Origin of the sequence: Sphingomonas sp. (assembly GCF_040398505.1) — a bacterium.
Lineage (GTDB): Bacteria > Pseudomonadota > Alphaproteobacteria > Sphingomonadales > Sphingomonadaceae > Sphingomonas.
This window is the reverse complement of sequence record NZ_JBBATX010000119.1, coordinates 1-7,171: the sequence shown is the minus strand read 5'-3', so window position 1 is coordinate 7,171 and position 7,171 is coordinate 1. Positions and strand designations below refer to the sequence as shown.

Here is a 7,171-nt window from a genome sequence, read left to right as displayed (position 1 = left end):
TAAGATCATGTCGCGCCGTGGCCGGGATCGAGCGATCCGCTGTGCCGCGCGGTCGTCAGCTATTGTTCGCCGACCAGAGGACTCGTCACCGCTGACCCGACCTTCGAGCTTGCCGGGCGCACTGCGGCCTGGCTCGGTGCGCCGGTCAATGCGGTGCCGCTGACGCCCGATTACCGCCATGACGTGAAGGCGATGGTCGCGGCCAACCCGAATGCCGGGCTGTTCTATATCTGCACCCCCAACAACCCGACCGGCACGATCACGCCGCTCGCCGATATCGAATGGTTGATCGCCAATAAACCGACCGATGCGATGGTGCTGATCGACGAAGCGTACACGCATTTCGCCGGCGTCCCCGTCGCCTCCTATCTCGCGCTGCAGCACAAGCACGTGATCGTGATGCGCACCTTCTCCAAGCTGTTCGGCATGGCGGGGCTGCGCATGGGCTATATCATCACCCAGCCCGCCAACATCCAGAAGATGATGCGCTACGATGGCGGGATGCAATCGGGTGCCTTGCCCGTCACCAGCATCGCCTGCGCCACTGCCAGCTTGACCGCCGCCCCGCTGATCGCCGCGCGCCGCAAGGAAATGCAGGTCGCGCGTGGTCTGACGCTCGATCATCTCACGGCGAAGGGCGTGACGGTGTTCCCGACCGACGCCAACATGTTCATGATCGATTGGAAAACCAAACAAGCCAGGGACATGCAAACCGCCTTCCGCAAGGAAAGCGTCGAAATCGGGCGGTCCTGGCCGATCTGGCCGACGGTCAGCCGCGTAACGGTCGGCTCGGCGGCGGAGATGAAGGCGTTCTGTACCGCGCTCGACAAGATTATCGCGTGATCGGGTACCCGCGCGGACCAAGGGCGGCGTAATCCGGGTCTTGCGTGTCATCGCATCGCCACGTTGGTGCAACAAATTCCGCGTCGCCGGGTTCTCCCCTGTGTGTCCATCCCGGAAAACCTGCCGAGCACCGCGCGGCCGCCGCGCTGGCGCTGGTTGCTGCCGCGCATCGCCCTTGCCGTGCTGGCGTCGCTCGCGCTCTTCGTCGTCGCGCTGGGTGCGGTCCCGGTCGGGCTGATGCGGGGGCTGGTCGAGGAGCGCCTGTCGGTCGCGCTCAAGACGCATGTGCAGGTCGGCGCGATCACGCGCGATGGCGTGTTTTCGTACACGCCGATTGTCTCGGTGCGCGATGTGCGGATCGCGCAGCCCGCTTGGGCCGGTGCCGGCGATTTCGTCCGCGTCGGCACGGCGCGGGTGCGCGTGCCGGTGTTCGCGTTGCTGTTCGGCACGTTCCGCCCGGACCGCGTGACGATCGATGGCGCGCGGATTGTGCTGATCCGCGATGCGGACGGTCGGGCGAACTGGCAGCCCGAGGGACCGAAATCGCGCACCGCCGACTCGACCGGCCTTAGTCTGTCGGACCTGGCCGTTACCAACACGCAGATCGTGCTGCGGGACGCCAAGCGCAGCCTGATGATTGCGGGGCCGCTCTCCGTCGATTCGACTCATGGCCTCCGCCTGTCTGCGACCGGCAGCTTTCTGAATTCACCCGTCACACTCGACCTGACCGGCGGGCGGATCACCGGGATCGACCCCGCCGCGCCCTATCCCTTCGCCGCCACGCTGGCGTCGCCCGTCTTGCACATGACCGCCACGGGCCAGATGAACGGGGTGCTCGACACGCGCCACTTCACCGCCGCCATCGCGGCGCAGGCCCCGACACTCAAGAATATCGACCGCATCATCGAGGCTGGCCTGTTCGGCACGCAAGCCGTCGCGGTCACGGGGACGATCCGGCATAACGGGCGCGACTGGTATGTCGACCGGATCGGCGGCCGCATCGGTCGCTCGCGTTTCACCGGCGTCGCGACCGTCCACAAGATCAATCAGCGCACCGCAATCGATGCGCGGCTGCACGCCACACACTTCGATTTCGACGATCTGGCCGACGCGAACGGGCAAGCGGCCTCCGCCCAGCGCCAGGCCGCGATTGGCCCGCGCGTCATCCCGCCGACGCGCATCAACCTGTCGAAACTGTGGAAGACCGATGGCACGATCCGTTTTTCCGCCGATCATCTGCTTGCCAAGGGCGGCACGGTGTTTCGCAGCCTTTCGGGAACACTCAGCCTCGATCACCGACTGCTGACCGCCAGCAATATCGTCGCCACGCTCGCCAATGGCCGGATGACCGGCACCGCGCGCGTCGATCATCGCAGCGGGCTTCCCAAACTATCGCTCGACCTTCGTCTGGCGGGGCTCACGCTCGAAGGCTTGATCGGCCAGCCCGAGATCGTCGGCGGTCAGGTGCGCGGGCATATCGTGCTCAGCGGACAGGGCGATACCGTGCGTGAAGCGCTGTCGCACGCCTCGGGCAAGGCGGCGATGGTCGCGACGCAGGGGCATGTGAAGCGGCTTGTCGCCGACGTGCTCGGCCAGAATCTGAGCGGTGCGGTCATCCACGCGATTGAGGGGCCGAGCCAGCAAGTGCCGCTGCGCTGTCTCGTCGCCAATTTCAGTGCCACCGATGGCGTGCTGGTGCCGCATCCGCTCGGCATCGACACCGGCAGCTCGGTCGGGCGCGGGGCAGGGCGGATTGTGCTGGATGGCGAGCGCATCGAGGTGACGCTCGCGGGCACGAGCAAGAGCCGCGCGCTGCTGCGTATTGCCGACCCGATCCGCATCGGCGGCACGCTGAGCGCCCCGACCGTCTCCGTCGCGGGCGCCGGCACCACCGATAAGCCGACGCCCGGCGCGCTGCTCAAGGTGTTCGGTCGCTCGCTCGGCCAGGCGCTTGGCATCACCAGGACCCCGCCCGACATCCCGATCCCGCCGCCCGCGAGCTTCGGCTGTGCAAGCGCGGTCGCGACGGCGCTTGCGTTGAACACAAAAAAAGAGCGGCCCGGAAAACCGGACCGCCCTTTCTTGTAGCAGACGCTGTTAGGCGTGCTGCAGGTTCACAGCCGACATCTTGCCGCGCTTGTCCTGCTCAAGCTCGTACTGGACGCGCTGGTCCTTATCGAGGGTCGCCATGCCGGCGCGCTCGACTGCGGTGATGTGCACAAAGGCATCCTCGCCGCCGCCTTCCGGCGCGATGAAGCCATAGCCCTTGTCGGCATTGAAGAACTTTACGGTTCCGATAGTCATGAAGGTATCCTTCTTTGGTTGCGGCGACGCGAGAGCCGCGTCGACGTGTGCCGTAATCAGCAGTGAAAGAAGGAAGATGGAGCCGCAAAGCGCCAGAGACCGTCGATTTGCGAAAGTAGCCTGAGCGCTCTAGGCGCATTTCGCCCGAATAGCAAATGGCGCGTCCTCCTTCTCCCTTTCCCCGACCCTCTCCCCGCAAGCGGGAAGAGGGGGAAGAACGAAAAAGGGCCGGGGATTGCGCCCCGGCCCTCGATCATGTCGCCAGTCGAATGGGACGCCTCAGGCGGCCGAAACCTCAGCCACATCGACCTTGATCCCGGCACCCATGGTGCTCGAAACCGCGACCTTACGGACGTATTTGCCCTTGGCGCCCGACGGCTTGGCCTTGACGATCGCATCGATCAGCGCGTCGAAATTGGCGCGCAGATCTTCCGCCGGGAACGACGCCTTGCCGATGCCCGAATGGATGATCCCGGCCTTTTCGACACGATATTCGATCTGGCCGCCCTTTGCTGCCTTTACGGCTTCGGCGACGTTCATCGTGACCGTACCGAGCTTGGGGTTCGGCATCATGCCCTTCGGCCCCAGAATCTTGCCGAGTCGACCGACGATGCCCATCATGTCGGGGGTCGCGATGCAGCGGTCGAAATCGATCGTGCCACCCTGGACGATCTCCATCAGATCCTCCGCGCCAACGATATCGGCCCCGGCGGCCAAAGCCTCCTCGGCCTTCGCACCCTTGGCGAACACGCCGACGCGGACGGTTTTACCCGTGCCCTTGGGTAACGTCACAACGCCGCGGACCATTTGGTCGGCGTGGCGCGGGTCGACGCCCAAGTTCATCGCAACTTCGATCGTCTCGTCGAACTTGCTGGTCGCACCCGACTTCGCCAAAGCGATCGCTTCGTCGATGCCGTGGAGCTTTTCACGATCGATCGTGACCGACTTCTGCTTCTTGCTGATGAATGTCATGATCTTAGCCCTCCACCACTTCGAGGCCCATTGCGCGGGCGGAGCCTTCGATGATGCGCGTTGCGGCACCCAGATCGTTGGCGTTCAGATCCTTCATCTTCGCGGTCGCGATGTCGGCGAGCTGCGAGCGCTTGATCGTGCCGCCCGAAATCTTGCCCGGCTCCTTCGAACCCGACTTGAGGCCAGCGGCCTTCTTGATCAGGTACGATGCCGGCGGCGTCTTGGTCTCGAACGAGAAGGAACGGTCGGCATAGACGGTAATCACGGTCGGCAGCGGCGTGCCGACTTCCTGGTCACCGGTCTGCGCGTTGAACGCCTTGCAGAATTCCATGATGTTGACGCCGCGCTGACCCAGTGCAGGGCCGATTGGGGGCGAGGGGTTGGCCTTGCCTGCAGGAACCTGCAGCTTGATATAGCCGGTAATCTTTTTTGCCATGTGGCAGCCTCACTCTGTTTCAAGTTTAGCGGTCCAGACGACGGGCCGATGGCCCGTCTCCCGCGGATGGTTCCGACGATGTGCCGTTGGAAGTTGGCGCGCATAACCGAATGCGCGCCGCGATGCAAATGCTTGTGCCCGGCCTCTGCGGCCTTCTCGCAACGGCCAAGCGTCGCAGCGTCGACGTACCCCGTAAGTAGCACCGTAATGGACTTCGCTATATTACAGAAGTGACGTTAAATTAATGCGTAATCGCGGTCTCTAATATCGGATCGGAGAGACTATCGACAGGTAACAGTGCGTTTATCATCATTTGTATGGGGAGCAAAGACCATGTCTGGATCGACCTTCAAATCACGTCGTGCGGTTGTTTCGCTGGGACTATCGGCGACTGCTGTTGTGGCACTTGCGCTCGGCGGCGTGCAAAGCAGCGCCAAACCTGCCCAAATCGTTCCGCCCCCGCCAATCTCGACCGACTTGGTCTCGTGGCAGCAATTCATCCTCGCCGTCACCCCGTCGGGCGCACCGGGCAAGGTCGCGTATGAGACCTTTGCCTCGGATCAGGACATCTATGTTTCGAATCCATGTGCGCCGACGAAACCCGTACCGGGCTGCAATGTGCCGACATGGCCGAGCGCGACGTCCAAACGCGCGCCCAAGTCGCTGCAGCGCAGCTTGCTCGGCATGGCGCACATGCGCGCAACCGCGGCGCTGCGCAGCGCCCGACGCGGCTTTGGCGTGCAGGTCATCGGACCCGCGCAAGGCTGCGGCACCCCGCCGGGGCTCAACGGGGCGGCGGCGGGGTCGGGCTTTCCCAAGACCGGCTGCGTCGGCGAAGAGGTTCGCCGTGACCGCGCGACCTATGATTATCTGGTCGGCAACGGCCTGTGGTCGTCGGCCGGGATCAGCCAATATTACGCGACGGGCAGGCCGGTCACCGCGCCGTGGAACGCGCTCGAGGTGAAAGCCGACTGGATTCCGGTCGCGACGCTGGCGACCTGGCTGGGCAAGCCGGCGAGCTTTGTCACCGCCAATTTCTACACGTCGAGCGCCAATGTCGGCAAAGGCCCGGCGACGGCCTATGCGATGACCAGCATGCATCTTTCGGTCAAGACCCCCGGCTTTCCCGACTGGATCTGGGCCGATTTCGAAAATGCCTATACGCCGGGCCGCTGCGATCTGACCGGGTGCAGCGACAGCTTCGGCGCGACGACGCCGACCACGCCGGCAAACGCCAAGGCGTGGGGGCAATATGGCGCTTGCCCGAAAACGTCCAACGTCACCGCGTTGATGCAGCAAGCCAATGTCGCTGCGGTCTTCGCCAATTATTGCCTGGGCGGATCGCAAAGCACCTTCGGGACCGCGGCCAATCCGACGCTGCTCGGCAGTTCGGTGGTCGAGACGCTCAACGCCAACGTCCCGCTGGCGCAATCGTCGTGCATTTCGTGCCATGCGGGGGCGTCGTTCAATGCGTCGGGCCCGGCCAATGTCGGATCGCCGATCGGGCCGAATGCGCCAGCCCCGGGCTATACCGCCTATGACTTCATGTGGGGATTGCTGTTCGCGCAGTAAGTGCAGCGATCGGTACGGACGGGGTGGCCGGATCGGATGCGACCAGCATCGCACGATCCGGCCGGAAGAGCCGCACCCGAGGCGGGTTGCAATGTAGGAAAACGCGGTAGAAATGGTTGGGCGCAATGGTCCGACCGCTCACCCGCGCGCAATGCCTCGAGAACGCCGCCTTCCTCAAGGCGCTGCGGCAGATCGGCAACGTACGCGAGGCGGCGCGGCAAGTCGGTGCGCACCGTGCGAAATTCACCAAACGCCGCGTCAAGCACCCGGCCTTCGCGGCCGAATGGGACATGGCGCTCGCCATCGCGCATGCCGCGTTGCACGCGCTGAAGCGCACCGGAGCTAAGCCGAGGCTGCGTACCAGGACAGCAGCTAGTGCCACCGAGCCGAAAATCCTCCGCACCGCTTCGGGCCGCCTGCAAGTCCGACGAACCTCGGCCGGGCGCCTGACGCGTGCGGCCGAACAGGCGTTTCTCGCCGCTTTGTCCGCGACCGCCAACGTCCGGCTCGCGGCGGCGGCGGCGGGCTTCTCGCATTCCGCTTTCTACGCGCGCCGCCGCCAGAACCCCGCCTTTGCGCGCGAGATGCGGATGGCGCTCGAAATGGGCTATGAGCGGATCGAGGCGGCGGTGCTGGAAGCCGGCCTGGCCGACAGTTACCGCGACGATGCGTGGCGCCACAACGATCCCCCGCCGGTGCCGCCGCTGAGCTTCGACCAGGCGATGCAGGTGCTGCAACTCCACCAGAAGGAAGTGCGGTTGCAGGCCGAACCGCCCCACATCAAGCGCCGCCGCGGCGAATCGCAGGAGGCGTACAGCTTCCGGCTGGGCGCGATGTGGGAAGCCGAACGCGCGCGCGACCGCGAGGATTATGCGGTGCGTCGAGCGGCGCAGCGCGAGGGGCGCGGGCAGTCGCCGCACGAGCCGGAGGCGCCGGTGCTGCCGGATCTGGCGCAGGTGCGGCCAAGGCGCACGGGGAAAGCGTAGCTGTCCCCGAGACGCCGCAGGCCCGGCCGGCGACGCGGGATTACCTCCCGCGTCTTTC

7 protein-coding genes are annotated in these 7,171 nt (G+C 65.2%); 4 read left to right on the top strand and 3 right to left on the bottom strand.

Annotation, left to right across the window (positions count from 1 at the left end):
• Positions 1-39: 39 nt before the first annotated feature.
• Together ABWP09_RS12455 and ABWP09_RS12450 are read left to right on the top strand one after the other, a co-directional pair.
• Positions 40-843 (top strand): aminotransferase class I/II-fold pyridoxal phosphate-dependent enzyme, encoded by an 804-nt coding sequence (locus tag ABWP09_RS12455; RefSeq protein WP_353205450.1) that lies wholly within the window; start codon positions 40-42, stop codon positions 841-843.
• Positions 844-945: 102 nt separating this feature from the next.
• Positions 946-2,931 (top strand): AsmA family protein, encoded by a 1,986-nt coding sequence (locus ABWP09_RS12450; protein WP_353205449.1) that lies wholly within the window; start codon positions 946-948, stop codon positions 2,929-2,931.
• A 9-nt stretch (positions 2,932-2,940) separates the two neighbouring features.
• Here ABWP09_RS12450 and ABWP09_RS12445 read toward each other — a convergent pair whose 3' ends face one another.
• The 3 genes from ABWP09_RS12445 to rplK all read right to left on the bottom strand — a co-directional run bounded on the left by ABWP09_RS12445 (position 2,941) and on the right by rplK (position 4,555).
• A complete protein-coding gene (locus tag ABWP09_RS12445; RefSeq protein ID WP_133190054.1) occupies positions 2,941-3,147 on the bottom strand; it encodes a cold-shock protein in 207 nt (68 codons plus the stop codon).
• Between the two features lie 279 nt (positions 3,148-3,426).
• Complete coding sequence (gene rplA, locus ABWP09_RS12440; RefSeq protein ID WP_353205448.1) at positions 3,427-4,119, bottom strand: 50S ribosomal protein L1; 693 nt, start codon at positions 4,117-4,119, stop codon at positions 3,427-3,429.
• A gap of 4 nt (positions 4,120-4,123) precedes the next feature.
• Positions 4,124-4,555 (bottom strand): 50S ribosomal protein L11, encoded by a 432-nt coding sequence (gene rplK / locus ABWP09_RS12435; RefSeq protein ID WP_188445773.1) that lies wholly within the window; start codon positions 4,553-4,555, stop codon positions 4,124-4,126.
• Between the two features lie 333 nt (positions 4,556-4,888).
• Here rplK and ABWP09_RS12430 point away from each other — a divergent pair, with 333 nt between their 5' ends.
• Positions 4,889-6,127 carry a hypothetical protein gene (locus tag ABWP09_RS12430; RefSeq protein WP_353205447.1) on the top strand — a complete coding sequence of 413 codons (1,239 nt, stop codon included), beginning with the start codon at positions 4,889-4,891 and terminating at the stop codon, positions 6,125-6,127.
• Between the two features lie 125 nt (positions 6,128-6,252).
• Positions 6,253-7,113, top strand: coding sequence for a hypothetical protein (locus ABWP09_RS12425; protein ID WP_353205446.1), 861 nt, complete (start codon positions 6,253-6,255; stop codon positions 7,111-7,113).
• Positions 7,114-7,171 lie beyond the last annotated feature (58 nt).